Annotated in this window: 25 protein-coding genes; 6 read left to right on the forward strand and 19 right to left on the reverse strand. The window is 43.0% G+C overall.

What is annotated here, in order from left to right; genetic code table 11:
• Nucleotides 1–60 precede the first annotated feature (60 nt).
• The 11 genes from A7D14_RS11995 to A7D14_RS12045 form a co-directional block, all read right to left on the reverse strand.
• The gene (locus A7D14_RS11995) at nt 61–687 is read right to left on the reverse strand and encodes a carbonic anhydrase family protein (protein ID WP_067034757.1); all 627 of its coding nucleotides are present in this window, start codon (nt 685–687) and stop codon (nt 61–63) included.
• Nucleotides 688–696: 9 nt separating this feature from the next.
• Complete coding sequence (locus tag A7D14_RS12000; protein WP_067034759.1) at nt 697–2,280, reverse strand: SulP family inorganic anion transporter; 1,584 nt, start codon at nt 2,278–2,280, stop codon at nt 697–699.
• Nucleotides 2,281–2,357: 77 nt separating this feature from the next.
• Nucleotides 2,358–2,669 (reverse strand): hypothetical protein, encoded by a 312-nt coding sequence (locus A7D14_RS12005; RefSeq protein WP_067034762.1) that lies wholly within the window; start codon nt 2,667–2,669, stop codon nt 2,358–2,360.
• Nucleotides 2,670–2,724: 55 nt separating this feature from the next.
• Nucleotides 2,725–3,489, reverse strand: coding sequence for an SH3 domain-containing protein (locus tag A7D14_RS12010; RefSeq protein WP_067034764.1), 765 nt, complete (start codon nt 3,487–3,489; stop codon nt 2,725–2,727).
• Entirely contained in the window at nt 3,486–5,270 is a 1,785-nt protein-coding gene (locus A7D14_RS12015; protein ID WP_067034767.1) for a BatD family protein, read from the reverse strand. The genes A7D14_RS12010 and A7D14_RS12015 overlap by 4 nt, the downstream gene beginning before the upstream one ends.
• Nucleotides 5,270–6,163 (reverse strand): tetratricopeptide repeat protein, encoded by an 894-nt coding sequence (locus A7D14_RS12020; protein WP_313790845.1) that lies wholly within the window; start codon nt 6,161–6,163, stop codon nt 5,270–5,272. Before A7D14_RS12020 ends, A7D14_RS12015 begins: the two co-directional genes overlap by 1 nt.
• Nucleotides 6,144–7,190: a VWA domain-containing protein gene (locus tag A7D14_RS12025; RefSeq protein ID WP_067034773.1), complete on the reverse strand. Its 1,047-nt coding sequence runs from the start codon at nt 7,188–7,190 to the stop codon at nt 6,144–6,146. Before A7D14_RS12025 ends, A7D14_RS12020 begins: the two co-directional genes overlap by 20 nt.
• 3 nt (nt 7,191–7,193) lie before the next feature.
• On the reverse strand, nt 7,194–8,192 hold the full coding sequence (locus A7D14_RS12030; protein ID WP_067034776.1) for a vWA domain-containing protein: 999 nt from the start codon (nt 8,190–8,192) through the stop codon (nt 7,194–7,196).
• Nucleotides 8,193–9,812, reverse strand: a complete 1,620-nt coding sequence (locus A7D14_RS12035) for a BatD family protein (RefSeq protein ID WP_067034972.1) — start codon at nt 9,810–9,812, stop codon at nt 8,193–8,195.
• 42 nt (nt 9,813–9,854) lie between these two features.
• Nucleotides 9,855–10,721: a DUF58 domain-containing protein gene (locus A7D14_RS12040; RefSeq protein WP_067034778.1), complete on the reverse strand. Its 867-nt coding sequence runs from the start codon at nt 10,719–10,721 to the stop codon at nt 9,855–9,857.
• Between the two features lie 69 nt (nt 10,722–10,790).
• On the reverse strand, nt 10,791–11,792 hold the full coding sequence (locus A7D14_RS12045; RefSeq protein WP_067034781.1) for an AAA family ATPase: 1,002 nt from the start codon (nt 11,790–11,792) through the stop codon (nt 10,791–10,793).
• A gap of 158 nt (nt 11,793–11,950) precedes the next feature.
• Between A7D14_RS12045 and A7D14_RS12050 the strand changes: the two genes are divergently transcribed.
• The 3 genes from A7D14_RS12050 to A7D14_RS12060 all read left to right on the forward strand — a co-directional run bounded on the left by A7D14_RS12050 (nt 11,951) and on the right by A7D14_RS12060 (nt 14,876).
• Complete coding sequence (locus A7D14_RS12050; RefSeq protein WP_067034784.1) at nt 11,951–12,826, forward strand: aldo/keto reductase family oxidoreductase; 876 nt, start codon at nt 11,951–11,953, stop codon at nt 12,824–12,826.
• Nucleotides 12,827–12,840: 14 nt separating this feature from the next.
• Nucleotides 12,841–13,596, forward strand: coding sequence for an SDR family NAD(P)-dependent oxidoreductase (locus tag A7D14_RS12055; RefSeq protein ID WP_067034787.1), 756 nt, complete (start codon nt 12,841–12,843; stop codon nt 13,594–13,596).
• Nucleotides 13,597–13,739: 143 nt separating this feature from the next.
• Entirely contained in the window at nt 13,740–14,876 is a 1,137-nt protein-coding gene (locus A7D14_RS12060) for an ATP-binding protein (protein ID WP_067034790.1), read from the forward strand.
• Here A7D14_RS12060 and A7D14_RS12065 read toward each other — a convergent pair.
• Together A7D14_RS12065 and A7D14_RS12070 are read right to left on the reverse strand one after the other, a co-directional pair.
• Nucleotides 14,873–16,801, reverse strand: a complete 1,929-nt coding sequence (locus tag A7D14_RS12065; RefSeq protein WP_067034792.1) for an amylosucrase — start codon at nt 16,799–16,801, stop codon at nt 14,873–14,875. The genes A7D14_RS12060 and A7D14_RS12065 overlap by 4 nt on opposite strands.
• A 1-nt stretch (nt 16,802) precedes the next feature.
• On the reverse strand, nt 16,803–17,747 hold the full coding sequence (locus tag A7D14_RS12070; protein WP_067034795.1) for a carbohydrate kinase family protein: 945 nt from the start codon (nt 17,745–17,747) through the stop codon (nt 16,803–16,805).
• 157 nt (nt 17,748–17,904) lie between these two features.
• Here A7D14_RS12070 and A7D14_RS12075 point away from each other — a divergent pair, with 157 nt between their 5' ends.
• Both A7D14_RS12075 and A7D14_RS12080 read left to right on the forward strand, forming a co-directional pair.
• Entirely contained in the window at nt 17,905–18,630 is a 726-nt protein-coding gene (locus A7D14_RS12075) for a metallophosphoesterase family protein (RefSeq protein ID WP_067034976.1), read from the forward strand.
• A 55-nt stretch (nt 18,631–18,685) separates the two neighbouring features.
• Entirely contained in the window at nt 18,686–19,681 is a 996-nt protein-coding gene (locus A7D14_RS12080; protein ID WP_067034798.1) for an acyl-ACP desaturase, read from the forward strand.
• On the opposite strand, the gene A7D14_RS12085 is transcribed toward A7D14_RS12080, so the two are convergent.
• Complete coding sequence (locus A7D14_RS12085) at nt 19,682–20,230, reverse strand: hypothetical protein (RefSeq protein ID WP_067034801.1); 549 nt, start codon at nt 20,228–20,230, stop codon at nt 19,682–19,684.
• A 526-nt stretch (nt 20,231–20,756) separates the two neighbouring features.
• Here A7D14_RS12085 and A7D14_RS12090 point away from each other — a divergent pair.
• Complete coding sequence (locus A7D14_RS12090; RefSeq protein ID WP_067034803.1) at nt 20,757–21,521, forward strand: hypothetical protein; 765 nt, start codon at nt 20,757–20,759, stop codon at nt 21,519–21,521.
• Nucleotides 21,522–21,580: 59 nt separating this feature from the next.
• On the opposite strand, the gene A7D14_RS12095 is transcribed toward A7D14_RS12090, so the two are convergent.
• The 5 genes from A7D14_RS12095 to A7D14_RS12115 form a co-directional block, all read right to left on the reverse strand.
• Nucleotides 21,581–23,134 carry an aldehyde dehydrogenase family protein gene (locus A7D14_RS12095; protein ID WP_067034806.1) on the reverse strand — a complete coding sequence of 518 codons (1,554 nt, stop codon included), beginning with the start codon at nt 23,132–23,134 and terminating at the stop codon, nt 21,581–21,583.
• Between the two features lie 71 nt (nt 23,135–23,205).
• Nucleotides 23,206–23,577 carry a DUF1304 domain-containing protein gene (locus A7D14_RS12100; RefSeq protein ID WP_067034809.1) on the reverse strand — a complete coding sequence of 124 codons (372 nt, stop codon included), beginning with the start codon at nt 23,575–23,577 and terminating at the stop codon, nt 23,206–23,208.
• Complete coding sequence (locus A7D14_RS12105; protein WP_067034979.1) at nt 23,577–24,119, reverse strand: 3-hydroxyanthranilate 3,4-dioxygenase; 543 nt, start codon at nt 24,117–24,119, stop codon at nt 23,577–23,579. The genes A7D14_RS12100 and A7D14_RS12105 overlap by 1 nt, the downstream gene beginning before the upstream one ends.
• Nucleotides 24,120–24,235: 116 nt before the next feature.
• Nucleotides 24,236–24,748, reverse strand: coding sequence for a CAP domain-containing protein (locus tag A7D14_RS12110; RefSeq protein WP_067034812.1), 513 nt, complete (start codon nt 24,746–24,748; stop codon nt 24,236–24,238).
• Nucleotides 24,749–24,934: 186 nt separating this feature from the next.
• Nucleotides 24,935–25,462, reverse strand: coding sequence for a CvpA family protein (locus A7D14_RS12115; protein WP_067034815.1), 528 nt, complete (start codon nt 25,460–25,462; stop codon nt 24,935–24,937).
• Nucleotides 25,463–25,497: the final 35 nt, after the last annotated feature.

The following is a 25,497-nucleotide window of genomic DNA, read 5'->3' on the forward strand; positions in this document are numbered from 1 at the left end:
AAAAAAGCCCAACGACCTTAAGGTCGTCGGGCTTTGGGTGGTTTATTTTTTAGGAGAAGATTATAAAAACGTCACCTTACCATCCGAGATGTCGTACATGGCACCCACAATGGCAATTTCGCCTTTGTCCTCCATCTCTTTTAGAACATCACTTTGATTTCTGATGTTGTCCAAAGTCATCTCAACATTTTTTACGGCTACAGCATCCACAAAATCCAAGTTTTTGGAGTTTCTCAAATCCTCATCCTTAGGTTCAGTAACCGCTGCTACGGCTGGTTCAATCTTGTTTATCAATTTGGTCAGGTTTCCTAGTCGAGCATGGTCGCAGGCGCCTTTTATGGCACCACAACTGGTGTGGCCTAGAACGACAATGGCCTTGGTTCCGGCCAATTTGCATCCAAATTCCATACTTCCCAAAATATCTTCATTGACAAAGTTGCCCGCAATCCTTACACTAAAAATGTCTCCAAGGCCTTGGTCAAATACCAATTCGGCTGATACTCTGGAATCAATACAACTCAGAATAGTGGCAAAAGGGAACTGCCCATCCTTGGTATCGTTCACTTGCTCCAAAAGATTTCTGTTGGCCTTTAAATTTTGTTGAAAACGCTCATTGCCCTCCTTTAAAAATTGGAGCGCTTTTTGGGGCGTCATGGTGGCTTGTGTTTCTTTGGTGTGTGCTTTCATATCAATATTTTATGCCGATTTTTTCGGTCTTAGATTAAAAAATTCAATGTAACTGGGAGGGTTTTCAACTTCTCCTCTTTCGGAAATAAGTTTTATATCAATATTCCTACTTTTGGCCTTACTTGAAAAATCTTCCAATATCTCGATAATATCATTATCCAAATACCTGGTCTTCCGAACATCCAGTTCAAGATAGGAATTTTCAGGGATGCGATCTAGCTCTTTCAGGATGGCTCCCTTGTTAAAGAAAGTCACTTCTTCGGCCAAGGTCATCTTTATTTTGTGGGCTCCATTGCTCTTATCCTCAATATGAAGAAAGTGTGAGTTTTGGTAACTTTTGATCAAAATGACCACGATACCAACACCCAGACCCAGTCCTATACCTACCAATAGATCGGTGAACACTATCCCAACCACGGTTACGACGAAAGGAACAAACTGTTTCCAACCCGCATTGTACATGGTCTTGAATAGGCTTGGTTTGGCCAGTTTATATCCTACAATAAATAGGATGGCCGCCAAAACCGACAGTGGAATCATATTGAGCAACGTTGGAATCAAAATAACCGAAGCCAACAAGAAAAAGCCATGGATAATGGCAGAAGCTTTTGTTTTACCTCCAGATTGTATGTTGGCGGAACTCCTCACGATAACCTGTGTCACCGGTAAACCACCAACCAGACCAGAGAAAGTATTCCCAACACCTTGTGCCAATAATTCCCTATTGGTGGGGGTTACACGTTTTTCGGGATCTAATTTATCAGTGGCCTCAACGCACAATAAGGTTTCCAAACTGGCAACCAATGCAACGGTAAAGGCAGTGATCCAAATCTCTGGGTTGGTAATAACCGAAAAATTAGGAAAACTGAACAGGCCAGCAAAAGATTCAAGGCTGTCTGGAACAGGAACACTTACCAAATGCTCTTTTGAAATAGCCCAAGAAGGATTGTCTTGGGTAATGGCAAAATAGAGGATTCCCAATACCACGGCTACCAAAGGACCTTGGATGAGCTGAAATATTTTTGCTTTTTTGCTCAGCACCCTGTCCCACAAAATAAGGATGGCCAATGCAACCACGGCAATTATGGTGGCCCCGGCGCTGATAAAATTAATGGAATTGATGATTTCACTGAAGGTGTTTTCACCATCTATTTGAAAAAAGGCGAAATCCCCTTCAGGGTCGGCGTCGTAGCCAAAAAAATGGGGAATTTGCTTAAGGATGATAATAATCCCAATCCCGGTGAGCATTCCCTTGATTACAGATGAAGGAAAATAATAGGCAATTACCCCAGCCTTTAACAAACCGAAGATAATTTGAATGATTCCGCCCAAAACCACGGCAACCAAGAAGTTTTGATAACCACCTAAGGTGCCTATTGCCGTCAATACGATGGCAGCAAGTCCTGCAGCCGGCCCACTTACACCAATTTGTGAACCACTGAGCGAGCCTACAACGATTCCTCCAATGATACCAGCAATAAGCCCGGAAAAAAGAGGAGCGCCACTGGCCAGGGCAATACCCAAACATAGGGGAAGTGCCACGAAAAAGACCACTATACTGGCAGGCAAGTCGTTTTTAATATACTTGAACATAATAATATGATAGTTGTGTCTTCAAGTTTTTAGATTGTTTGAAGACCGTTAGAAATTGATTTGAATGTAAGTGAGGATCAAATCAATCCCTTGGGGGGAGGGTCAAGTATCTCAATGGTATACTCCAAAACAGGGAAAATATACCCCATGGAGTTTAGGTTTTTTTCTTGTTGAAAGGATGCATCTACCGGAAAAAAATTCCGGAGCAAAAAATATTTGCTTTCAAAGTTTTTGGTTGGAGCTGTTTCGTTGCTATTGTTTTCTTCCTCAGAAGACCCAATGATCAATGCAGTACAGTACTCCCTGCCCAATAGGGGCACAAAGGGAGAGGCCATCAAAATTGTGACCAAGATCACCGAAATAAAAGGAATAGCCAATAGCCTTAGCATAGCACCATTTTGCGCAAAAATAAGCTGTGGCACGTAAAAAATTGTTAAATAACTTTTAAAAGTCCTTCAACAACTTAATATTGTCGGTCAACAACCACCCTGTTTGGCCATCTGCAATCTTTATTTTGCTCCAATCGTCCAAGTGGTCCATAACGTTGACTTTGGTCCCTTCATGCAAAGTGAAGACATTTTCGCTATTGTTGTTGGGTTCGGATGAGACCTGTACCTCTTTGCTAAAAACAATTGCAGGGTTGTCCTTTTTAAATCCTTGGTATTGCATGTAGGCCATTAAAATGCACAACGCTCCCAAGACCAGTGAAAAGATACTGGTTATGAAAGCCATTCTTTTTTGATTGGCATATCGGAGGAAGAAGTATGCCAAATAGGCGATCACAAACAAAAAGATGAGTGCAACAGCCAAATAGGCCCATTGATCAAAAGAAAAAAGGTTCACCACCGTATTGTAGATTTGGGAAATTTCGGTTTTTGGCATTTCCTCAATGGCATCCAACCGCATATTCTGGGCATAGCCTAAATTGTTGATGATCTCACTATCATTTGGATCCAGTAGCAAGGCTTTTTCGTAATAGTAAATACTGGGGCCTATGGCATTCTGTTTGTAGTAACAGTTTCCAAGATTAAAATAAAGCTGTGCCGAGTGCTCCCCATTTTCCAGGATTTGCTCGTAATTTTTTATGGCTTTGGAATATTCTCCTTTATTGTAGTGCTCCGTAGCTTGGTCAAACAGGCTGTTGTTTTGGGAAAACCCCAAGAAAAATGAAAAGAGACCCAATAAAACAATCAACTTTTTTAGATTCATAATTGCTTGTCCAAATTAGAGATTACCTCGCTGGCCTTATCATAATCGTTTTGCATTTGTACGTCTGAAAATGGACTGTAGCGAGCCATTTCGCAGCTTTTTAGCAAATCAATAAAGCCTTCCACATCCGCAGTGTCCACTTTTTTGTTCAGTAAAATGGATATGATTTTCTCCTTACTGAACTCTGAGGTTTCAATTTTTAGTTTGGCTTTCAGATAATTGTGCAGGCCTTTTTCCAACGCTACGTAAAAAGCTTCTTTGTTGCCCAGTTCCTTTTTGGCCGTTGACAGGTACTTTTTGGCCAGTTTATTGGCTTTTTTCACTTTATTGCCTTCCACATCGCGGGCAATGGCCTCTCTTTTCTTAAACGAAAAAATGGCGATGGGAATCAACAACAAAGGAAGGAACATGAGCAAATAGAATGTGTTGGACCCAAAAAAGTAATCTATACCAATAGGGCTCAGGTTGGGGGTCAATTTTATAAAGTGGAACTGTTTTCCGGTGGGAACCACAACTTGCTGATTTGAGGGTGTTCCAATGGCATTGTTGGATGAGGTACTCATAGGCCCTTCCAAAACCTCAATGTTTATCTCCTCGGAATTGAGGGTCACATATCTTTCTGTATTGGGATTGAAATAGCTAAAAGAAATGCTGGGAATGGGATATTTCCCCCTAAATGATGGTACGATGGTGTAATTGTTGCTCACCTTCCCCTCCATTCCTGAGGTGTAGGTCTGGATGTTTTCTTCGTATTCGGGTTCGTACACCTCAAGGGAACTGGGAAGTTCCGGTTCCGGAAGCTGGAACAATTTTAAGTTCCCTTTTCCTGATACTTCTACAACAGCCTGAAGCGATTCTGAAGCGTTCAATTGGTTCTTGCTGGCAGTGACCGAGAATTCAAAATCCCCTACGGCACCGCCAAAATTGGCAGGTTTTCCAGTTTCAGGAAGCGCCTTTACATTTAGCGTTCTTCTTCCTGCCGAAACCGTTTTACTGGTCTGGGTATAAATACGTCCCCCAAAAAAGTCCCGGCGATTGGTGGGCACATCCACAAAAATTTCCAAGGAAAGAGGCTCAATCTCCAGTTGTCCTGCCTTTTGTGGATAAAGCACCATTCTTTTCAATACCACATAGCGGTAGGGTTTGCCCTGGTAGGTGCCATTTTGGGCGGTGTGCTTGGTCACGGGAATTTCTTGGCTCCAAAAATTGTTGTACTTGGGATTGTCCAACGGTCTGTAATTGGTGACACTGATGTTGGGACTCACATAAAGCTTGTAGACAACCGTGACGGCTTCATTCAGGTAGGGGCTTCCTTTGGAGACTTCGGCCACCAAATGGAGACTCTCGTCGGCAACATCGTCAACGGTCTTTTGATCATTGGGCTTGTCCACAGCAGCGGTCACTTCCACAGTTTTGGGAAGGGTTTTATAGGTTTCGCCGCCAATTTCTATGGTAGCCTGCTTTATGGTAAAATTACCTCTGGCCGTAGGCATTAAAATATAGGAATAGGTTTTGGAAAAGCTTCGTTTTCCATTGACCCATGACGAACTGATGGATTGTGAAGGCCCCATGACCACCTTAAAACCTTCAAAGGGAGGAGGACTAAAATTGTCACCATCCTTGTTCATGGTAAATTCTACCCGAAGGCGTTCATTGATGCCCAGTTTTTCCTTGCTGAGGTTCATCTCAAACGAAACCTGATCGTCTTGGGCATAGGCGGGGTGGGCCACAAAAAGGATTGCGGTCATGAACACCAGTATTTTGCCCCTCAACCTGTACATTACCAGTCTTTTTCGTTTCTAATTTTTTTGCCCTTCACTTTTCTGGCCTCCATTTTTTCCTGCACCTTTTTTTCTTCGTTTTGCATGGCCTCTAGCAGATTCTGAATCTGCTGCTTGGAAAGTTGATTGGGTCTTGGTTGTTGTTTTTGCTCCTCAGGTTGGTCGCCCTCATTGGGTTTTTTCTCCTGCTCTTTTTTCTCCTCTCCATCTCCTTTCTGATTCTCTTCAGGCTTATCCTCTCCATTTTCACCCTCATCACCCTTGTCCTTGTTCTCATCTTCATTTTGCTTTCCTTCATCCTGCTTTTCGTTGTCCCCTTCGTTGTTTTGGTCCTTGTTTTGGTCTTTGTCTTGATCCTGCTGGTCCTGGTTGTCTTTATTATCCTGATTCTGATCGTTCTTCTGATCGTTCTGTTCCTTTTCCAGCATTTTTTTGGCCAGTGCTAGATTGTACCGGGTTTCGTCATCGTTGGGATTGCTTCGCAAAGCTTCTTTATAGGCCTCTACGGCTTTTTCGTATTCCTTGCTTTTCATGAACACATTGCCCATATTGTGGAAGGCCTTGTGCTTTTCAGGTTTTTCCTCTGTTGATTCACCGGCCTGTTTGTATCGCCCAAAAGCTTCACCGTAGCTTTCCCGGTTGTAGTATGCGTTCCCTAGATTAAAGGGTGCGGCAACATTTTCTTTACTTTTTGATATGGCCCTTCTGTAATTGGCTTCGGCAATGGGAAAATCGTTTGAGGTAAGCTCTTCATTGGCCTCGTAAGTGAGGTTTGTGGAGGTTCTTAGTGCTTTTTCGGCCTCTTTCTCCGCAATTTCATCCTGCGCATGGGCAATCCCGGCACAACAGAACAGGCCAAATATCAATCTCATCTTATTCATCGTCATGCTCATTAAAAAGATTTAGCTTTTTCAACCATTGTGTTTTTCGGTCCAAGAGGAAGATGTCCAAAAATAAAAATAAAAAGCCTGCGGCAAGAAACCATTGAAATTGGTCTTTGTACTCGGCAAACTGCTTGGCTTCAAATTCGGTTTTGTCCATTTGGTTCAATAGCTCTTTGATGTGTTCCACCGCCTCTTCGGTGTTGGAACCATCAATATATTCCCCATTGCCTCTCTCCGCAACCTCGGATAAAATGGCTTCGTTCAATTTGGTGATGACCACTTCTCCTTGATTGTCTTTCTTCAAACTTTCCACAACGCCATTTCTTTTGATGGGAATGGGAGCTCCTTTAGCTTTTCCAACCCCAATGGTGAAGACACGGATGCCATTTTGGGTGGCGTTATCCACAGCACTTACGGTATTGTCCTCAGAATGGTCCTCTCCATCAGAAACAATGAAAAGTACACGGTTGGTCTGTTCGGTATCATCATAATAGGTGCTGGCCAAGTCTATGGCGGCATCTATGGCAGTACCTTGGGAGGACAACATATCCGTATTCATGCTCTGCAGGAACATTTTTGCTGCTCCATAATCCGTGGTGATGGGCAATTGGGGATAGGCCTGCCCAGCATAGGCAATGATTCCGATGCGGTCACTGGCCAATTGGTTGATGATTTCAGAGACCAGCCTTTTGGCCTTTTCCAATCGGTTTGGGGCAATATCCTCTGCCAACATGCTTTTTGAAACGTCCACCGCAAAAACAATGTCCACCCCTTCGCGTTTAACGGTCTCCAGTTTGGTTCCGATTTTGGGGTTCACCAATCCCAAAATGAGAAAGGAGAGCCCCGCCAAGAGAAAAATCAACTTTAGGGTCGACTTAAAACTTGATCTGTCCGGGGCCAATCGCTTCAACAAATTGGTGTCCGCAAATTGGCGTTGGGTCCTTTTTTTCCAGATTTGAAGAAAAAAGAAGGCCAGGACCATTACCGGAATAATGCCCAAGAGGTAGAAATATATTTTTTCGTCAAACTGAATCATTTCTTAAATAAAACTTTTGAACAGGGAATTGCGCAAGCCCCATTCCAATAATAGCAAGACCCCTGCCAAAAAAATCAGTGGCCTAAACTTTTCTTCGTATTTATAATATTTGAATTCTTCTATTTCTGTTTTCTCCAAACTGTTGATTTCCTCATAGATTTCCTTCAGCTTCTCATTGTCCGTGGCCCGAAAGTATTTTCCGCCGGTCACCTGTGCGATTTCCTTAAGCAAATCCTCATCAATTTCCACTTGGCGCATCCCATATCTAAAGGAACCATCCCTGTTATAGGCCACGGGGGAAAGCGCATTTCCGTTGGTGCCCAACCCAATGGTATAGGTTTTGATTCCAAATTCCACGGCAAGATCGGCAGCGGTTTTTGGTTCAATAAACCCTGAATTGTTTACACCATCGGTCAACAAAATAATGACTTTACTGATGGCCTTGCTTTCCTTCAACCGGTTTACAGCGGTGGCCAGTCCCATACCTATGGCCGTTCCATCCTCCAGTTCACCGTAGGTGATTTGCTGCAGCGCATTGAGCACAATGGACTTGTCACTGGTAATGGGTGTTTTGGTATAGCTTTCCCCGGCATAGCCCACCAAACCAATACGGTCATTGGGGCGTTCTTCGATAAAATTGGCCGCCACTTCTTTAAGGGCGGAAAGCCTATTCGGCTTTAGATCGCGAGCCAACATACTTGAGGAGACGTCAATGGCCATGACAATATCTATACCCTTTGTGGTCTTGGTCCGTGTTGATATGTCCTCGGTCTGAGGCCGGGCCATAGCTGTAATGATGGCAGCCAATGCCAATAGTCTCAGAATAAAAAGGGCCGGTTTTATTTGAGAGGCCCAGTTACGCACCGAAAAACCTTTGATACTGGAAATCCGTAGCGAGGCCATTTCATTTTTGCGTTTGAAAAAATACCATAGCAAAGCCAGTGGAAGCAATACGAGCAACCAGAAAAACTGCGGATTTGCAAATTCTATATTTTCAAACATCTATACTTGTGTTTTTACGTCCAAACTGTTCAATATTCGGTCCACGATCTGTTCCGCATAATCATCCCCATCTTCCCAAGTGATGACCACTTGCTGCATAAACCCTTTTCCACCGAAGGAAAGGATGTTGTACTTGGCCCTTTTGGATTCACTACTGCCAGGGACATCCAAGGTTCCGGTGCCGTAGGTTTTTAATCCCTTTACACCGGATTGCGTTACAAACTCCTCTTGTTTGGTAATGATGTTTTTGAGTCCAAATTTTTCAAAATTGGACAAGGTTGACCCAACAGCGGCATTAAAATCAGGGTCTTTTTCTTCTTTATAGGTCACCGAGCTCGTGGATACCGAAAAAATACCCACATAACTTCCGTAGGAAAAACTTTGGAGCTCCTTGATCAATTCTTCGGTTTCAGGCGGGAGTTTCATCTCTTGTCGGATAAGCACATCGGGCGTTTCCAATTCCACAGGGGGGAAGCCATAGGAGCTGGACACCCATTCGCCTTCCAAAAGTTCTTTGGTGGGATAGCCAAAAACGGTGTCTTTTACTTGCTTGAAACCAAAATAGGCCACCGAGAAAGCTCCGCCCAAAACAACCAGCCCAGCAAAAATGGCCGCGGCCAAATAGATGCGTTTCCGTTGTTTTTTCTTGGCAAGTTCTTCCAAATATTCTTCGTTCAACAATAACTCATCTTCCGTGGGCTCTGGCAGGGCATCGTGGGTTTTTACCACGATATCTTCCACTAATTTTCTGTCCTGCTCAGCCACAGAGGTTGCTGGTTTTGACTTGGCGAACTTTACCAAATCAGCCGTTTCCAATATTTTTTGAAATTGATCTAGGGTATCATCATCGATTTTGAGTTCACCCGCATCCTTCAACATTTCCAATTTGGCGATCAATTGCCCCGTGGTACTTTCCATGGCGGAAACGTGAACTTCATCCTCAAGATACATTCGGACAATATCGGTGAGCTCAGAATAGTAGCGTTTGTACTCGTCTTGAATGAGGTATCTGGAATTTTCCAATTTTTTGAGTTCCAACAGTGCCCGATCATAGGGAGGAAGAAGCGCTTCTTTCTCTTCTTCGGTGAGCGGTTTCTTTCTGAGGAAGAACCAATAGACCAATCCACCGACCACTATCAGGCCCAAAAGAATCCAAAACAATGTTTTCAACAGTTCGGCGTGGCTCTTTTCCACCTGCATCAAAGGTTTGATGTCGTACATTTTCTGTTTGGTGGTGTCCACGGCAACATCGGCCACTTTTATGTTGAAGGAATCCGTAAAAAAGGGCTGTTCATTTATGGCGATGCGCTGTGGTGGGATAGTATAGGCCCCGCTATCAAATTGGGTGAGGGCATAAATGCGTTGAAGGGTAACCTTATCATTGTTTTTTAGGGTATCCCCGATGATGGACTCTACGGTTTCCAAGGGAGAGAAGGTTTGGCCTTCAGGGAAATGCACAACATCTGTGGAATCTGCTTCAACCGTAATTTTGTAATGGATCTGTTCCCCAATTTTTATGGAAAGGGTGTCCACTTCAACCGAAACCTTGGGCTTGTCCTGTGAAAATGTGGAAAGTGGTAATAGAAAAAGGCACAGCAAGGCACCCAACGCTATTCGCATTGCAGCGCTTTGACCTTTCAACCTTAACCTTTCTAGTATCATTTATCCTCTTCGTTTAAAATAGCCCAACAATTTCTTCACATAGCTTTCATCCACCCTGCAATTGATTACCCCACAGCCCGATTTGGTAAACGTATCCATAAAATAATTCACTTTGTCTTTGTGGAATTGGCCATACGCATTCCGTACTTTTTTGGATTGGGTGTTCACCAATTGTAGCGTTCCGGTCTCGGCATCCTGCATTTGTACCATGCCCAGATTGGGAATGGATTCTTCGCGTTCATCATAAACCCGTATACCGGTAACATCGTGTTTGTTGCCCACAATACGGAGCGTGTTGTTGTAATCATCTGCAATGAAATCGGAGAGCACAAAAACAATGGCCTTCTTCTTCATCACGTTGGTAAGGAATTTTAAGGCCTCGGCAATGTTGGTACGACTGCTTTTTGGGCTGAATTCCAGAAGCTCCCGAATGATTCGGAGGACATGGCTTTTTCCTTTTTTGGGCGGGATGAAAAGTTCAACTTCATCCGAGAACAATATCACACCCACCTTATCATTGTTTTGTAGGGCCGAAAAAGCCAGTGTGGCAGAGATTTCGGTAATGATTTCTTTCTTGAACTGATTGGCGGTCCCGAAAAGTTCCGAGCCGCTCACATCCACCATCAACATCATGGTAAGCTCCCGTTCCTCCTCAAAAACTTTTACAAAGGGCTCATTGTATCGGGCGGTAACGTTCCAATCGATGCTCCTCACATCATCCCCAAATTGATACTGTCGAACTTCACTGAAGGTCATACCTCTTCCCTTAAAGGTAGAGTGGTACTCCCCACCAAAAATATGGTCGGAAAGACGTCGCGTCTTTATCTCAATTTTACGTACCTTCTTAAGTAGTTCTTTTGTATCCATTGGGTTCAAGGAATAAACTTTCTGGTTGGTTAAAGTATAGGTTTACTTTTACCGAGAAACATTGAACCGTTACGGTACCTCTACCTCGTTTACAATCTTGTTTATGATTTCTTCTGAAGTAATGTTTTCGGCCTCGGCCTCATAGGTTATTCCAATACGGTGCCTTAATACATCGTGGACCACCGCCCTAACATCTTCGGGGACCACATACCCCCTTCTTTTGATGAAGGCATAGCATTTGGAGGCAATGGCCAAGTTGATGCTTCCCCTTGGAGAGGCACCAAAACTGATCAAGGGTTTTAGGTTTTCCAGATTGTACTTTTCTGGGTATCGGGTGGCAAATACCAAATCCAGAATGTATTTTTCAATTTTTTCATCCATATAGACCTCCCGGACCGCTTGTTGCCCACTTAAAATCTGTTTTAGGGTCACAACAGGCTTAACGGGTTCTGTTGCACCTTTAAGGTTTTGTCTGATGATGAGTTGCTCCTCGTTGAGCTTGGGATAATCAATAACAGTCTTTAGCATAAAACGATCCACTTGTGCTTCGGGGAGCGGATATGTACCTTCCTGTTCCACTGGGTTCTGGGTGGCCATCACCAAAAATGGGGGTGCCAATTTAAAGGTTTCATCCCCAATGGTCACCTGTTTTTCCTGCATGGCCTCCAATAAGGCTGATTGTACTTTTGCAGGAGCCCTGTTGATTTCATCCGCTAAAACGAAATTGGCGAAAATAGGTCCCTTTTTGATGGAGAAGTCGTTCTCCTTGATGTTGTATATCAAAGTACCGATGACGTCCGCAGGCAAAAGATCGGGTGTAAACTGAATCCGGCTAAAGCTTCCTTTTACCGCTTTGGCCAGTGTATTGATGGCCAAGGTCTTGGCGAGCCCGGGAACACCTTCCAAAAGAATGTGGCCCTGGCCCAATAGGCCAATGAGCAATCGTTCAACCATGTGTGTCTGCCCTACGATGGCCTTGTTCATTTCAACCTTGAGAAGGTCAATAAAAGCGCTTTCCTGGGCAATTTTCTCATTCACAGCACTAATATCAATAGTAGTGTTTTCTTCCATATGAAGCTTTATTGTTCGGTGTTAGTGTTGGCGTTTTAGCTAAGGGGTGCAAAATGAAAATTTATTTAAAATTCGCCTGTTAATTAATGGTTAAAAAAAATGGTAAAGCCCTAGTTTTATGAAGGATTTAAGGGTTTATTTTTATACTTTCACCCTATATGCAACAGACAGATACGTATTCCAGAATTATATCTGGAGCAATGACATGGGGAAGTTGGGGCAAAAAACTTTCCAAAAATGAAATGATCGATTTAATGCACCACTGCATTGCATCTGGATTGACCACCTTTGACCATGCCGATATTTACGGAAGCTATTCCACCGAAGCGGATTTTGGTAAAGCTTTCGCTGATAGTGGAATCAAAAGGGCAGATATTCAACTGATTTCCAAGTGTGGAATCCAAATGACACGAGGTAGGGACAATCGGTTGAACCATTATCAATATGACAAGGAGTATATCATTTGGTCGGCGGAACAATCCTTGAAAAAGCTCAATACCGAATATTTGGATTTGCTGCTTTTGCACAGGCCAAGCCCGTTGATGCATCCTGATGAAATTGCTGGAGCTGTTGACCATCTAATGGTAAGTGGAAAGATAAATTGGTTTGGGGTATCCAATTTTACACCATCACAAATCGCCATGTTAAACAAAAAGGCCATTCCCGTATCAGGAAATCAAGTGGAATTTTCATTGACCCATGATGCTCCCATGTACGATGGTACTTTTGATGACTGCATTGCCAACAATCGAATGGCCATGGCCTGGAGCCCATTGGGGAGCTTGTTCCAAGAAAAAAACAAACAGACGAAGAGAATAAGGAAAACCATGGATCCCTTGATGGAAAAATATGGAGCGGATGAAAGTCAATTGCTCTTGGCCTGGATATTGAAACATCCAGCCAAAGTTTTTCCTGTGGTAGGGACTACAAATAAAGAACGAATAACCTTGGCCGCGAAGGCCATTGATATGAACATGGAACTTCAGGATTGGTTTGCCCTTTTAGTGGCAAGCCAAGGTCATGATGTTCCTTAAAATTAGAAGTATATATGAAGGAGAAAAGTGCTTTAATTACTGGGGCCACCAGTGGAATAGGTAAGGCCACAGCAGAAATTTTTGCTAAACAAGGTTTTAATCTAGTGCTGTGCGGACGCCGGCAAGAACGGTTGGATGCGCTCAAGGAAACCTTGGGGAAAACTGTAAAAGTGCATACCCTGAGCTTTGATGTCAGGGACAGGGAGGCTGTTTTTTCGGCCATTGAAAGCCTGCCCGAGTCATTTACATCAATAGATGTATTGATCAACAATGCCGGGAACGCCCATGGCCTAGATCCAATTGATAAGGGAAACCTGGATGATTGGGATGCCATGCTGGACATTAACGTCAAGGGATTGCTGTATGTGACCAAGGCCATATTGCCCCAGATGGTAGAACGTAGGGCAGGGCACATCATCAACATTGGATCCATTGCTGGAAAGGAAGTGTATCCCAACGGAAATGTGTATTGTGCCAGCAAGTATGCCGTGGACGCCCTAAACCAAGGTATGCGTATTGACCTAAACTCCTACGGAATTAGGGTAGGGGCCATAAACCCGGGCATGGTGGAGACCGAATTTAGCGATGTGCGATTTAAGGGAGATGCGGATAAGGCCGATAAAGTTTACGATGGACTGCAACCGTTAACAGCCGAAGATATTGCAGATATCATTCTTTTTGTGGTCACCAGACCCTATCATGTCAACATCGCAGATTTGATGGTGCTGCCCACGGCACAAGCAAACTGTACCGTTGTGCATAGGGAGTAACTTTCCAAGGCCTGGGTTAAAAGCTGAAAAATGATAGTGCATCAGTTATGCCATACCTGATGAAATCAGAAAGAAAAGGGGTTAAATATGATTGAGGCTGTTTTAGCATTGGACCCAATACCCGAAACCCGAATCCTTAAGTTATGATCAACAAACGCCTACTGGTAAAGAATCTTTTAGCGCATAATGACGAGAACAGCTTTTACGATAAAAAGCGCTTTATTTCCATAGGCGAAAAAGAAGGAAAGGCCAAGTTTTTAAAGCATGTTTGTGCCCTGGCCAACAGTAATCCCAAGAATAACAGCTTTATTGTCATTGGAGTTGAGGATGCCGATAATGAAATAGTAGGGGTTGACTTTTTTGACGACAGTAAGATTCAGAATTTGGTCAACGCTTATCTGGACAATCCACCTATAATCTCCTATGAGAATATTCCATTTCCGCATTTGCCCGAAGGAAAAGTGGTGGGCTTGGTCACCATTCGGTCCAATGGAAAGGTATGTGCCCTCAGAAAAAACATCTGGAAATATTACGGGGGTGCTGTTTTCTTTAGGGAAGGGAGTATTAGCCTTCCCAAAGCTTTTGATATTGAGTTGAAGGACATCAACTCAGAAGCCGTGGCCACCATAGAACAACACGCCCGGAACAATATTGAGCTTACTTTGGATGCCGTCATCAACTTTATGAACACAAGGCATCCCGATCTTACCATCGACTATAAAGTTTTTAAGGAGCAGTTTGTGGTCTGCTGGGCCGGAAACAAGAAAAAAGTGAAGAACAAAACCTATTATTCAAGGGTTGATATTGAGCTCATCAATGAACAGGTGAAGCTTTTCTATTCCGCTTTGGATGAGATTACCATTAATTACGATGATGATTCGTTCCGTACCTTGGAGTATGTACAATTGGGATTGGGATCACAGCAGCACTATTACCCTTTGGAAGAATTGATAATCACTTTTTCTGAAAACGGCAAGTATACCATCAACAGTAAATTGGTGTTTGAGCCGCCACAGTATGATAAAAAAACCCTGTACCATGTGTACAATACCAACAATGCACTCCTGCAAAAACTTGAGAAGAAAATAGTACTCACCCAAGCGGAACAGATTGATCTTACCCATTTGCCGGCCACCTACCTTATCTGTTACCTCAATGGTTTTGAAGAGGCAAAAGAGCAGATGGACCGCTCCAGACCTATTCTTAAGGCCCATGACAACAATGTGTATCAATCCCTAAAGGAATCGCAACGTATTCTTAGAAAAGTGAGGTACAACTAAGCTCTTTTCAACCAAAGCATTTGGAAGGGCAAAACTTCCAACAGACCACTATTGATTTTTATTTTTTGACCAGAAACCAAATCTTTGGGCTCTCCTTGGGCAAAATAGCCCAATTTTTTGATCCAACTGGTTTCGATCACCTGCGGATTTTCATCAAAATTGCAAACCACCAAGAGCCCTTTTCTTTTGTCGTTGCTTCGTTCAAAAACAAGAATGTGGTCATTTCCGGTATGGTATAATAACAAATCATTGTGATCGGCAAAAACAGGGTTTTCTTTTCGGATGCGGATCAACTTTTGCAGTGTGTGGAAGATTTTGGATTGAGGTAATTCTTTGTTTTTTAGTTGGGAAACAACCCCCCAATCTTGCATAGGCCGGTTGAGCCATCTGCTGTCCTCCTTTTTGGACTTGTCCTTTAGATAGGAGTAATCGTTCAAGGTGCCAATTTCGTCTCCGGCATAGATCAAAGGAATTCCGCCAAAGGCAAAAGTAATTCCATGCAGCATAATGATTTTTGCTATGGACTGCTCAATGAGCACTGGGTCTTTTTGAATCAACCCCTTTTCAAGGCCCAATAGCGATGCAGCACTTCCGGTAATACGCCCATCGCCTGTTTTGGGATTGTACATGAACACCTGCCCCATGGCGGGTGACCAATCCAAGCGTTGGCAATAATAATTCAACAAAAATTTTCGGTGCATTTCTGGGTTCCAACCCAATTCATGGATCAAATTGTTTTCATAGCCCAAACCAATATCATCATGGCAACGGATGTAGTTGATCCAGGTACAGTCTTTTGGCTTGGGAGGTACGTGGGTAAGGCTTTTGTAGAGCAACTGGGTCTTTTTGGTAGCAATGGAATTCCATAAAAGTGCCATCAAGGAGGCATTGTAGGCAACCTCACATTCATTGCCTGCTTTCTGTCCTTCCCCAAAATATGTAACGATGTCTGTGGGAGCTACAATGGCCTCGGCCAAAAGGATTGTCCCTGGAGCCACCACTTGCAAACACATTCTAAAAAGTGCAATGAGATTGTGTGCCTCTGGAAGATTTTGCGAAATGGTGCCCATTTTTTTCCAAAGGAAGGCCAAGGCATCAAAACGAACCACGTCCACGCCCATATTTGTCATCTTCACCAAATTGGCCAACATCTCCATAAATACTTCGGGATTGGTGTAATTAAGGTCCCACTGGTAACTGTTGAACACGGTCATTACCCATTTGTCCATTTCTGGGATGTAGGTAAAATTTCCGGGAGAGGTTTCTGGGAACACCTCGGGCAGGGTTTTTTCATATTCCTTCGGAATAACATCATCCTCAAAGGTGTAATAATATCCCTGGTATTTTTTGTCACCCTTCATGGCTTTTTTGGCCCATGGAAACTCGTTGGAAGTGTGATTCACCACAAAATCCAACATTAGGAAGATTCCTTGTTTTCGGAACTCCGAGGTCAATTTCAACAAATCTTCCTTGGTGCCGTACTTTTTGTCCACTTCGTGGTAACTGTTCACGGCATAGCCCCCATCACTTTCTCCTTTGGGCCTTGTGGTAATGGGCATGATGTGCAAAAAATTGACACCGAGCTCTTTTAAGTAAGGAATTTTTTGCTGTAGCCCTTTTAGATCTTTGTTGAAATGCTCCACGTACAATTGCATGCCCATGAGCTTCTCGGACTGGTACCAATTACCGGCTTGCAATCGTTCCAAATCTTGTTTTTTTAATGAAGCGGGTCTGGATGCAAATAACTTTGGGAGCTGATTCAGCAATTTGCGAAAAGCTTCGGAATGCTGTTCCTCGGGATAAAGCGAGAAAAACAATTGTTGAATGAGGCTTAGGTTGGTGGCCAGTCGTAAATCAAAAAGTGCTTCGGGATTCTTCTGTTTGAGCTGGGCGGAGACCAGTCTATGTAATTCGGCTTGGTTCATTTTATTTTTCCAACTGGTCTTTGGTGGGCAGGGACGGGATTGCCCCATAATTGGTAGTGGTAATGGCACCCGCCTTATTGGCCATGGCCACCATCTTTTCGAGCAGATCATGATTTTCAAAAACGGGATCAAAGTTGCCCAGATCGGAGATTTGGTAGAGCAAACATCCAATAAAGGCATCACCTGCTCCGGTAGTGTCCACTGGTTTGACGGCTATACTGGGAATTATCTTTTTTGAACCGTTTACACTTAACAAAGTGCCCTCTCCGCCCATGGTCACCGTAATGATTTTGGCACCCATGCCGTGAAAAACATTACAAGCTTCATTAATGTCGTTCTTCCCTGAAAGTAATTCTGCCTCCTCCAAACTGAACTTGCACAAATGGGATTTTTCAATAAAGGGAATACATTTTTTAATGAATTGCTCCTTATTTTCTTTCCAGAGGTCGCTTCTAAAATTGGGGTCAAAACTGATGAGCATTTCTTTGGTGAGTCCATCAAAAAGATACTTTCCGTATGCTTTTTCCAAAGAACCTCCCAGCAATGCTGTTGCGGCTCCCAAGTGCAAAATATTGCCTTTAAGGCTTTTTCGTAAATTAGGGTCGTATTCCAGTTCTTTGTCCGCTCCCCTGCTGAACACAAAATCCCGCTCCCCATCCTCTGCCAGGGAAACAAAGGCCAAAGTGGTAAAGGTTTTGGACAGTTGTGCCATGGAGATGTCAACACCTTCGGCTTTGAGCACATCCAACAAAAAACGTCCAAAAGGGTCATTGCCTACACAGCCCAAGAAAATACTTTTTCCGCCAAGTTTGGATATGGCACAGGCCACATTGGCCGGGGCACCGCCCGCTTTTTTAGTGAATTCGGTAGCTTTGGATAGGTCGCTTCCTTGCTTTTCCGCAACAAAATCTATCAATAATTCACCAACGCAGAATACCTTTTTCATTTTTGTAATGCAATAACCTAAGGTACATAGAAAATTGTTCGTTGACCAAAAAAGATGTAAGCTTTTGGAAGAATCCTGTTGTTGGAGTTGGCAAAACTTTAAGCGTAATTTCTTATCAATGGGTCGTTTTGTCCGTATTTTTGTAAAAAATTTTTCTATGCGAACATTGGTTGTGGGGGACATCCATTCTGGATTAAAAGCATTGGAGCAACTTATTGTAAAAGCCAATGTAACCCCAAAAGACCGCCTTATTTTTTTGGGGGATTACGTGGATGCTTGGAGTACCGCCGTAGAAACCGTTGACTTTTTAATCGACCTGCAAAAGGAATTTAACTGTACCTTTATTAGAGGCAATCATGATGAGCTTTGCAGGGATTGGTTGTTGACCAGAAGGGAAAATCCGCAGTGGTTGGCCCATGGAGGTGTGGCCACCCGGGATTCGTATTTGAGGGACAACAGGGATGATTGGAGTTCCCATCTTGATTTTTACGCACAATTGAAGAACTACTATCTCGCAGATGACAATCGATTGTATCTGCATGCCGGGTACACGAATTTAAAGGGGATAGATTATGAATATTTTGATCAATCGTTCTATTGGGACAGGACGTTGTGGGAGTTGGCCACTGCCATTGATTCCAATTTAAAGCCAGAGGACCCAAAGTTTCCCAAAAGGTTGACCCACTACAAAGAAGTTTTCATTGGCCATACTCCTTTGTCCAAGGAAGAGGTGGTTCCGCCACAAAAAGCTGCCAACGTATGGAATGTGGACACAGGAGCTGCTTTTAGGGGAGGGCTGACCATGATGGATGCGCAGACCAAGGAGTTTTGGCAAAGTAACCCGGTCCACACCTTTTATCCCGGGGAGCAGGGCAGAAATTAAGGTGCCCAAACCCCAGATTTCAAAAAAACCTTGATTAAAAACTAAAAAATACGATATGTCAATAAAAAATATACGGTTGGAAGTAATGCAAGCCATCGAACCAAAAGTTGAAGGGTTTATGGATTCATTTTTGATTCCAACAGAAAAAATATGGCAACCCACAGATTTTTTGCCCGATTCACAAAGTGATGATTTCTATGATCAAATAGAGCAGATTCGTGGAGAGGCCAAAGAATTGGGCTATGATTTTTGGGTGACCCTTGTAGCGGACACTATCACCGAAGAAGCCCTGCCAACATACGAATCCTGGTTAATGGATGTGGAAGGAATAGATCAGCACAACGGCAAGGACAATGGTTGGAGCAAATGGGTACGGGCATGGACCGCAGAGGAGAACCGACACGGCGATGTGTTGAACAAATATCTGTACTTATCCGGAAGGGTAAACATGCGGGAAATTGAGATTACGACCCAGCATTTAATAGCAGATGGTTTTGACATCGGCACCGATAGAGATCCCTATAAAAACTTTATCTATACCACTTTTCAGGAACTGGCCACCAATATTTCACACAAGCGTGTGGGGGTGATGGCCAAGAAAAAAGGCAATGTTCTTTTGGGAAAAATGTGTACAATTATTGCAGGGGATGAAATGCGGCATCATTTGGCCTATAGGGAATTTGTGAAAACCATATTGGAGCAAGACCCCAACGGAATGGTGATTGCCTTTGCCGAAATGATGAAAAAGAAGATCGTGATGCCCGCCCATTTCTTGAGGGAATCTGGCGGAAGTATTGGCACTGCATTTGAGCAATTTTCCAATTGTGCACAACGTTTGGGCGTGTACACTGCACAAGATTATATAGACATCCTTAAAAAATTGAACGAATATTGGGCCATAGGTCATTTAAGGGGACTTTCAGATCAAGCTGAAAAAGCCAGGGATTATTTGATGAAACTTCCCGATAGATTACAGCGAATATCTGAACGGATGCAATTTTCGCAGGATCAATATAAGTTCAAATGGGTTGAGGCCAACGGAATGCTGTAGCTAAAATTTACCGGCCCTGTGCTTTTCTTGCCATTCGGCAAGTTGTTCCCAATGCCCTTCATGGGCCATTTTGGCCTGCATGGGCCAAGAGGCCGGGTCATGGATTCTGTATCGTTTGCCTCCGGAGTTGAGCACTTCCTGGCATTTATTGGCCGATGTTTCCGAAAGCGCCTTCCAAGTTTTTATGTCAAAATTGTGGAATAGTTCCTGAATTTTGGGGCCAATGCCCTCCACTATTTTCAAATCATCTTTGTTCACTTTTTTGCCCAATGCAGCTTTGGCAGCCTTGGGATCAAAAGAGGAAACAGAAGTGGGAGTTGCAGATACGGATTTGGGCTTGGGCATCTCAACCGAAGTAACCCGTTTTTGGCACGCCTCAAGGTCGGCCCTGAGTTTAGCATTTTCAATTTCAAGCTTTTTGATGAGGGAAGTAGTATCTGCTTTTGGGGATTTGTTCGTTCTGCCCAAGAGATACCCCACAACGCCGATGGTTATGCCAACAATGGCCAAAATAATCCAAAAAAAGATGTCTATGGTATCAGCATTCATTGGCTATTATTTAAGGGATGCATTACAGTTGTATCCAAATAAAGCCAAAGCATCAAAACAGGGCTTGGAAGATTTGGGAAATTATATATCAAAGTATTAAAAAAATCTTAAAATTCCGAATTTAACTTTAAGAATCTGAGGAGTTTGGGAGCGATTTCTTGAAAATGAAAAAAAATAAAATCAGAAAATCAATCAAAAAATACCAACTATACACTTTTTATGACCACTGATAAGATAGCTCTTAAAAACTTACGGAAATATGGTGAAGTTTGCAGTAAATATTAGGTAAGAAACCCTATTTCTCCCGACAAAGTTACGGCATTGGAATAGGGTTTGATTAAATTTAATTTTGAGTTAGTTAAGTTGGTTTTTTAAAGATCGCCCATCCAGTGTTCATCCTAGATGGGCGGCTTGCATTTAATACGGTTGAATATATATTTAACAAAAAGTTAATAATGTGTTAAGAAAGTGTTAAACAGCACTGATTTTCTGTACCTTATAGGGGAACAAACAAAAATCCATAAGGATGAAAAGAACACTATTAACAACTATCGCATTAACACTTGCAATCTGTTCATTTGGACAAGTAGCTTATTTTCAGTACAGGGCTGTTCCAGAAGACAGAGAGGCAGAATTTGTAGAAAAAGAAACCAAATATTGGGCTAAAGTAGCTCAAGCTGCTGTTGACCAAGGTAAGATGGCAACTTGGTCGCTTTGGAGAAAAGTTGGGGTAACCGAAGAAGGGGCTCCAAACTATGTTTTTGTAAACACGTATGAAAGTTTCGAAAAAGCTAACCCCGCCGATGTTTGGACCAGCGAAAATGTAAAGACAATGGGAGTTTCGCCAGATATGGTGGAAACCAATTCGTTTGCCAAGATTACTTTCGACTATTGGCTTCAAATTGAAGACATGGTACCCGGCGATTATAAGTATGCTATAGTAAACTATGCGATGCCAAAGAGTAGAGGTAACTTTATTGAAGAAAACAAAAAACTTTGGAAACCAATGTTTGAAAAAAACATTAAGGCGGGGAAAATGGGCATGACATCTTGGGGATTAATGTCGGTTGTGTACCCCGGTGGAAGTCAAGCAAGATTCTCTGCTCTTACTTGGGATGGTTTTGACAAGATTTCTGATGTTATGAACTATCTTAGGTACAATCCAGAGGGTATGGACCCAGATTTTCAGGAAGTTGTTTCCCAATCCAAAATGGGAGAGATCATGCCAGAGGGAGGATTTGAATACAGCATAGTCTATGAACTGGTAAAAAGAATTGCTCCCAATAATTAAATCAACCAAAAAGCTCTAAAAAAAGCCCGGTTCCCCGGGCTTTTTATATTTAAAATTCGCTATAGATCAAATTTTATGCCTTGTGCGAGAGGTAGTTCCGTTGTATAATTTATAGTATTGGTCTGTCTTCGCATATAGATTTTCCAGGCATCTGAACCACTTTCACGACCTCCACCGGTTTCTTTTTCTCCACCAAAGGCTCCCCCAATTTCTGCTCCAGAGGTTCCGATATTTACATTGGCAATACCACAATCCGAACCTTCCACGGAAAGGAAACGTTCCGCTTCCCGTAAATTGTTGGTCATTATGGCCGATGAAAGCCCTTGCCTAACACCATTTTGCATATCTAAAGCATTTTGTAGGTCGCCGCTATACTTTAAAATGTACAAAACGGGACCAAATGTTTCGTGCTGAACAATTTCAAAATGGTTTTCAGCCTCGGCGATGGCCGGTTTTACATAACAACCACTTTCATAGCCCTCACCTTCCAGTACGCCGCCTTCAACCAAAATGTTCCCGCCTTCGGCCTTAACCTTTTCCAAGGCGCTCAAATAGTTCTTTACGGCATCCTTGTCAATTAGTGGCCCCACATGGTTGTTTTCATCCAGCGGATTCCCAATACGTATTTGCTGATAGGCATTAACAAGCGCATTTTTTACCTTGTCATAGACGTCTTCGTGAACAATCAGCCTACGTGTTGAAGTGCAACGCTGCCCACAAGTGCCCACGGCTCCAAAAACGGCTCCGATAACGGTATTTTTAATATTGGCGTCGGGAGTCACAATGATGGCATTGTTTCCACCAAGTTCCAGTAACGATTTTCCAAGACGTTCACCTACGGTTTTGGCCACAATTTTTCCCATACGGGTAGACCCCGTAGCTGAAATTAATGGGATACGCTCATCCTTGGTCATAAATTCACCTACGGTATAATCTCCGGTAATCAAACAAGAAATTCCTTCGGGAACACCATTTTCAGAGAAAACGCGAGCTGCAATGTTTTGACAGGCAACAGAGGTCATAGGGGTTTTTTCCGAACCTTTCCAAATACAAGCATCGCCACAGACCCAGGCTAGGGCGGTGTTCCAAGACCAAACGGCCACGGGGAAGTTAAAGGCGGAAATGATGCCCACAACCCCAAGGGGATGGTATTGCTCGTACATGCGGTGACCCGGACGTTCGCTGTGCATGGTAAGCCCGTGCAATTGACGGGATAAGCCTACGGCAAAATCACAGATGTCTATCATTTCCTGTACTTCGCCCAAACCTTCTTGATAGCTTTTTCCCATTTCATAGGACACCAATTTGCCCAAAGGCTCCTTTAAACGGCGGAGTTCATCATTAAACTTGCGAACAATCTCGCCGCGTTGCGGGGCTGGCATTGTTCTCCAGCTTTTAAATCCTTTTTGTGCAGTGGTGATGACTTTTTCGTAATCCTCTCTTGTAGTGGATTTTACTTTACCAATGAGGGAGCCATCAACAGGTGAATAGGATTCGATGATCTCTCCGTTGGAAAACCAATCTTTTCCTGTGGATGTTCCATTATTTATCTCTTTGAGCCCAAGTTGTTGAAGGGCTTTATCCATTCCAAAATCAATAGCAGTTTCTGACATTTATAACTTTTTATTCGTGAATTGTTATATTTTTTCAAAATTACAAATTATCCTGATGGAATAATGCTGTTTTATCGGAAAAGGTGAAGTAGGAGCAGTACAATCCCAATAAGCGCTGGAAGTGCCTGCACAGTAAATATTTTTCTTGAAGCCGTAACCCCGCCATAAATACCGGCCACAGCCACACATCCTAAAAAGAAAAGTGCCACATATACTTGCCACATAGCATCTTGAATGATGAGAGACCAAATGAGTCCCGCTGCCAAAAAACCATTGTACAGTCCTTGGTTGGCGGCAAGGGTTTTGGTGGGTTCAAACAAATGTTCAGGAAATTGCCGAAACACTTTTTTGGCCCTTGTGGTCCATGCGAACATCTCCAACCATAGAAAATAGAGATGGAGCAAGGCCACAACGGCTACAATTATTTTGGCAAGGACAAGCATTATTCTTCTTTGGCTACAAATCGTTCATCCACGGGCATTACCGTTCCACAATTGTCACAGGTACGTAATTCTTCGGAGCCATAAAAATGTTTAAAGTGGCCCAAAAAATCCTTTTCAATATCATTAAGGGTAAAATAGACCTCATAAAGCTTGTGATTGCAGTTATCACAAAACCACAACAATCCGTCATCCACTTTCATGTCCGCGCGTTTGCGTTCCACCACAAGACCAATGGAACCTTCTTGGCGCGCAGGGGAATGGGGGACTCTTGCCGGATGGAGGTACATATCACCGGGGCCCAATTTCATGGTCCTTTTTTGTCCATCTTCTTGAATGTGGACCTCAATATTCCCTTCCAATTGGTAAAATAGCTCTTCCGTTTCATTGTAGTGATAGTCTTTTCGGGCGTTGGGCCCGGCAACGATCATAACAATGTAATCATCGGCCTCTTTGTATAAATTTCTATTTCCAACAGGAGGTTTTAGGGTTTCCCGATTTTCCTCGATCCATTTATTCAGGTTAAAAGGAGCCTGTATCGCCATAATCGAATATTTTACGAAAGGTAAAAAAATCCTTTGTGGAAACATAGGGTTGGCCAAAAAGAAAGCCCTATGATCATAGGGCTTTATTACTTTTATAAACAAATGAATTTGGTCAGTTATTCCACTTTCAGGAATATTTGTGTGTAATACGGCCTACCATCTTTGTCCAGCTGCACGCTAAGGGTGGTATGGGTAAAATCTCCTTCCATAGCCTCTTTGTGAGAAGAACTGTTGAGCCAGGCTTCCAAGATTATTTCCGATGAGGTGTAATAGCGGGCCACGTTTTCCGAAACACTTACTGCGTTGGTCTCTGCCGCTATTTTGGTGGCTCTGTCGTTAAAATTATCATGGCTTAATTTGTTGTGCGAAATCATGTATTGGTTGTGCTCTTCTGCATATTTATAGGAAGAGGGGCTATTTTGAAGTACGTTTTCCCCAATGGAAGATCTATGGTCGTTCACCAAATCCAAAAGTTCTTGCTCCATTGCAACGGGGTCAATTGTCACTTTTTCATTGCCCAACTGGGCTTCGGTGTACTCTTGTTCTTCTTCTTGGATGGATGAGGTGCTGCACATACTCACCACCAATGCCAGGCCTACGGCCATTAGTGTGCCATATAATCTTTTCATTTTTCGGGGTGTTTTCCGGGAGTGTTCTAAGCTCCCTAAGTGTTCTGTGGACCAATGTAGGTGAAGGCTTTTCCTTTACCACAAAATGTCCATGGAAGGCAAATTCTTACGTTGAAATGCAGCAATGGAATACTCTATGTCTTTTTTTGTGAAGACGGTGCACGTTCATCGGGAAAAATGCACACTTTATATTACTTCGAAGTTCGTGCTTGGCTTGGTTTCTGGTTCTGCCTCTTCTTCAAGCACAAGGGCAAAAACAAAGGCCCCAATTTCCTTTAGGGGTTCATAGAAGACCGATTCCTTTTTGGTTTCCTCGTTGATGAGATTTAGAGGAGTGGCAAGTCGTTCAAAAAAAATGAGCATGGCACCCAAAATGATGGCAACCTTAAGAGCGCCAAAAATACCACCTGCAATCTTGTTCAAAAGCCCCAGCATCGCAAAATCGGCAATCTTCGTTAAAAATTTACCAGCAAAATTTACAATCAGGATGATGCCAAAAAAAGTGATCAGAAATGCTGTCAACTTAATATATTGATCACTCCAGTTCAATCGTTCTGAAAGATAATCCCCGGTGATATAAGAAAAATGGATGGCACCATAAATCCCAGCAATCAGGGCCGCCAAGGAGGCAATTTCTACGAAAAGCCCATTTTTAAGGCCCTTGTAAAGGCCCCAGACCAATAGAATTCCCAAAACAATATCCAAAAAGCTCATAAACGGGTTTTAACAAATATAGAATATTGATTTGT

The organism is Allomuricauda sp. CP2A (genome assembly GCF_001683915.1).
Taxonomy (GTDB): Bacteria; Bacteroidota; Bacteroidia; order Flavobacteriales; family Flavobacteriaceae; genus Flagellimonas.

Coding starts and splice junctions, on each gene's coding strand:
- A7D14_RS12005 (WP_067034762.1), bottom strand. CDS start 2,669: ATGCTAAGGCTATTGGCTATTCCTTTTATTTCGGTGATCTTGGTCACA.
- A7D14_RS12055 (WP_067034787.1), top strand. CDS start 12,841: ATGAAGGAGAAAAGTGCTTTAATTACTGGGGCCACCAGTGGAATAGGT.
- A7D14_RS12095 (WP_067034806.1), bottom strand. CDS start 23,134: ATGTCAGAAACTGCTATTGATTTTGGAATGGATAAAGCCCTTCAACAA.
- A7D14_RS12030 (WP_067034776.1), bottom strand. CDS start 8,192: ATGTTTGAAAATATAGAATTTGCAAATCCGCAGTTTTTCTGGTTGCTC.
- A7D14_RS12045 (WP_067034781.1), bottom strand. CDS start 11,792: ATGGAAGAAAACACTACTATTGATATTAGTGCTGTGAATGAGAAAATT.
- A7D14_RS12040 (WP_067034778.1), bottom strand. CDS start 10,721: ATGGATACAAAAGAACTACTTAAGAAGGTACGTAAAATTGAGATAAAG.
- A7D14_RS12110 (WP_067034812.1), bottom strand. CDS start 24,748: ATGAAAAGATTATATGGCACACTAATGGCCGTAGGCCTGGCATTGGTG.
- A7D14_RS12035 (WP_067034972.1), bottom strand. CDS start 9,812: ATGCGAATAGCGTTGGGTGCCTTGCTGTGCCTTTTTCTATTACCACTT.
- A7D14_RS12060 (WP_067034790.1), top strand. CDS start 13,740: ATGATCAACAAACGCCTACTGGTAAAGAATCTTTTAGCGCATAATGAC.
- A7D14_RS12020 (WP_313790845.1), bottom strand. CDS start 6,163: ATGAGCATGACGATGAATAAGATGAGATTGATATTTGGCCTGTTCTGT.
- A7D14_RS11995 (WP_067034757.1), bottom strand. CDS start 687: ATGAAAGCACACACCAAAGAAACACAAGCCACCATGACGCCCCAAAAA.
- A7D14_RS12000 (WP_067034759.1), bottom strand. CDS start 2,280: ATGTTCAAGTATATTAAAAACGACTTGCCTGCCAGTATAGTGGTCTTT.
- A7D14_RS12015 (WP_067034767.1), bottom strand. CDS start 5,270: ATGTACAGGTTGAGGGGCAAAATACTGGTGTTCATGACCGCAATCCTT.
- A7D14_RS12105 (WP_067034979.1), bottom strand. CDS start 24,119: ATGGCGATACAGGCTCCTTTTAACCTGAATAAATGGATCGAGGAAAAT.
- A7D14_RS12065 (WP_067034792.1), bottom strand. CDS start 16,801: ATGAACCAAGCCGAATTACATAGACTGGTCTCCGCCCAGCTCAAACAG.
- A7D14_RS12090 (WP_067034803.1), top strand. CDS start 20,757: ATGAAAAGAACACTATTAACAACTATCGCATTAACACTTGCAATCTGT.
- A7D14_RS12080 (WP_067034798.1), top strand. CDS start 18,686: ATGTCAATAAAAAATATACGGTTGGAAGTAATGCAAGCCATCGAACCA.
- A7D14_RS12075 (WP_067034976.1), top strand. CDS start 17,905: ATGCGAACATTGGTTGTGGGGGACATCCATTCTGGATTAAAAGCATTG.
- A7D14_RS12025 (WP_067034773.1), bottom strand. CDS start 7,190: ATGATTCAGTTTGACGAAAAAATATATTTCTACCTCTTGGGCATTATT.
- A7D14_RS12010 (WP_067034764.1), bottom strand. CDS start 3,489: ATGAATCTAAAAAAGTTGATTGTTTTATTGGGTCTCTTTTCATTTTTC.
- A7D14_RS12115 (WP_067034815.1), bottom strand. CDS start 25,462: ATGAGCTTTTTGGATATTGTTTTGGGAATTCTATTGGTCTGGGGCCTT.
- A7D14_RS12085 (WP_067034801.1), bottom strand. CDS start 20,230: ATGAATGCTGATACCATAGACATCTTTTTTTGGATTATTTTGGCCATT.
- A7D14_RS12050 (WP_067034784.1), top strand. CDS start 11,951: ATGCAACAGACAGATACGTATTCCAGAATTATATCTGGAGCAATGACA.
- A7D14_RS12070 (WP_067034795.1), bottom strand. CDS start 17,747: ATGAAAAAGGTATTCTGCGTTGGTGAATTATTGATAGATTTTGTTGCG.
- A7D14_RS12100 (WP_067034809.1), bottom strand. CDS start 23,577: ATGCTTGTCCTTGCCAAAATAATTGTAGCCGTTGTGGCCTTGCTCCAT.